A 2,493-nucleotide genomic window follows, 5' to 3' on the forward strand; every position below is an offset into this window, starting at 1 on the left:
GCGAAGCCCAGGATGGCCATCCCGATGCCGCCCGACTGCGAGGTCAGCGCCACCCCGCCCTTGACGTCGTACGGCGTGCAGAACGTGGCGCACAGCTCGTCCATCGCCGTTCCCATCGCGTCCTCCGCTCGAAGGCCGGCGCGGGCGGACTCCCGGGACCGCGCCCCGCCGTGACCATGGTGCCCGCCGACGCGTCGGCTCTGCCACCGCCGTCCTGGATGGCTCCCCCGCCGCCGGGCCCGTCAGACGCGAAGATCCCTGGGGGCGGAGCCATCGGTAGCGTACGCGGCCTCGTCGGCGCTGTTCCGCGCACCGGGGCACATCCGTACGCCCTCTCACCTCCCCTGACTCCAAGCGCTCTTGACCTGGTGAGTCTCATTACGCAACTCTGTGTGCACAGTCCCTGTCGACGAGGAGGCCGACACGCGATGGAGTGGACGGGCGCGCGGTACGCGGACCAACCGACGGTCGAGGTGACGACATGGGTCGCCGCCCCGCCGGGGAGGGTGTGGGCGCTGGTGTCGGATGTGACGCGGATGCCGGAGATGAGCGAGGAGCTGCAGTCGGCCCGGTGGGCCGAGGACGCGTCCGGGCCGGCCGTGGGGGCCCGGTTCGTCGGCCGGAGCAGGCACGAGCAGTTCGGGGAGTGGGAGACGACGTCTACCGTCATCGCCTGCGATCCGGAGCGGGTGTTCTCCTGGGCGGTCGGAGACCCGGCGGAGCCCAGTGCCGTCTGGCGGTTCGGGCTCGAGCCGAGGGACGGCGGGACCGCGTTGTCGCAGTGGATGCGGATGGGGCCCGGCCGCTCGGGTCTGTCGTTCGCGATCGACGCCATGCCGGAGAAGGAGCAGAAGATCGTGTTCGTGAGGCTGCGGGAGTTCGAGCGGGGCATGACCGCGACGCTGGAGCACATCAGGCAGCGGGCGGAGGCGTGATGCGCGCGGCGACGACCGTCGAGGCGGCGACTCTCGGTTCCTGGTCCCGGCAGGCCGACTTCGTCATGGAGGCCGAGAAACTGGGGCTCGACGTCTGCTGGGTGGCCGAGGCCTGGGGTTCCGACGCCCCGTCCGCCCTGGGCTTCTACGCCGCCCGTACGCAGCGGATGCTGCTCGGCTCCGGAGTCATGCAGGTCGGCACGCGCACACCGGTCGCCCTCGCGCAGACGGCGATCACCCTGTCCAATCTGTCCGGCGGCCGGTTCCTGCTGGGGCTCGGCCCGTCCGGCCCGCAGGTGATGGAGGGCCTGCACGGGGTGCCGTTCGCCCGTCCTCTGGCGCGCATGCGGGAGACGGTGGAGATCGTGCGGCAGGTCGTCGACGGCGGAAAGATCTCCTACAGCGGCTCCGAGTTCGGCATTCCGCTGCCCGGCGGGGAGGCGGTGCCGATGCGCCTGTCCATGCGCGCCGAGCACCCCGTGCCCGTCTACCTGGCCGCGCTGTCCCCCGCCATGCTGCGGCTGACCGGCCAGGTCGCGGACGGCTGGCTCGGCACCAGCTTCGTCCCCGAGGGCGCGGCGGAGGCCTACTTCGCTCCCCTGGACGAGGGTCTGGCCGCCGGCGGCCGTGAGCGTGCCGGGTTCGACGTCTGCCAGGGCGCCGAGGTCGCGTTCGCCCGGGACGAGGAGGCGCTGGCCGCCATGGTCGCCGGGCGGAAGAAGGAACTCGCCTTCAGCCTGGGCGGCATGGGCTCCGCGTCGACCAACTTCTACAACCGGGCCTACAGCCGGCAGGGCTGGGCCGAGGTCGCGGCGGAGGTCCGCCGGCGCTGGCAGGCGGGCGACCGGGACGGTGCGGCAGGTTTCGTCACCGACGAGATGGTGCTGGCCACCACGCTCATCGGCACGGAGGAGATGATCCGGCGGCGCCTGCGTGTCTGGCGCGACGCCGGGGTGGACACGGTCCGTCTCTACCCGGCCGGAGAATCCCTCGACGACAGGCTCGACACGCTGGGCAGGGCGATCGAGCTGGTCCACGAGATCTAGACGAGTCATTCCGAATGATCAGTGGTCGTAGGCGAACCACGACGTCGTTCAGCGGTTTCGACGAGCCGCTGAACGTGCGGGCGCCGAAGCCGGGTGAGGTGCTGAGCACGGGTGGCTGAACACCCGCTCGACGGCAGCGCATTCCGTTGGATTGCCGGCGTCAACCGGCCGAATGGGGCGAATCGTCACACCAGGGCTTGCCGGGGCGAAGTCGGGCTCGGCCTACTGGAAGGCGCAGCCGGCCGTGTCGGGGGGGCAGGTCCGGCGTCGGCCCTGGGGTCGGGTCCACTCCGTGTTCCCCCGCCGGAACGCAGGTCAGGGGTCTGATGGTGCGGCGACGTTGGGCAGCGGTGGTGGGTCTGGTGGCCTGCCTGCTGTTGCTGCAGCTCGTCGTCCCGGGGCTCGCGGGCGAGGGCGCGCGGCAGTCGCGGCCATGGTGGAGTCGGGCCGCGGCGCGGTGCTCGGGGGCGGGCCAGGCGGGAATGGCGAGTGGGGGGGTGTCCGGGTGTGAT

The 2,493-nt window shown here is 72.0% G+C and carries 2 protein-coding genes; both read left to right on the forward strand.

The window, feature by feature from the left end; translation table 11 throughout:
- The first annotated feature begins 428 nt into the window (after positions 1 to 428).
- Complete coding sequence (locus ABZ281_RS45845) at positions 429 to 935, forward strand: SRPBCC family protein (RefSeq protein WP_356664368.1); 507 nt, start codon at positions 429 to 431, stop codon at positions 933 to 935.
- Positions 935 to 1,981 carry an LLM class flavin-dependent oxidoreductase gene (locus ABZ281_RS45850; protein ID WP_356664370.1) on the forward strand — a complete coding sequence of 349 codons (1,047 nt, stop codon included), beginning with the start codon at positions 935 to 937 and terminating at the stop codon, positions 1,979 to 1,981. Before ABZ281_RS45845 ends, ABZ281_RS45850 begins: the two co-directional genes overlap by 1 nt.
- The last annotated feature ends 512 nt before the right edge of the window (positions 1,982 to 2,493 follow it).

This window comes from Streptomyces sp. NPDC006265 (assembly GCF_040613555.1).
Classification (GTDB): Bacteria; Actinomycetota; Actinomycetes; order Streptomycetales; family Streptomycetaceae; genus Streptomyces.

Bases quoted from the DNA above. Each gene is read 5' to 3' on its own strand.
- ABZ281_RS45850 (WP_356664370.1), top strand. From the start codon at position 935: ATGCGCGCGGCGACGACCGTCGAGGCGGCGACTCTCGGTTCCTGGTCC.
- ABZ281_RS45845 (WP_356664368.1), top strand. From the start codon at position 429: ATGGAGTGGACGGGCGCGCGGTACGCGGACCAACCGACGGTCGAGGTG.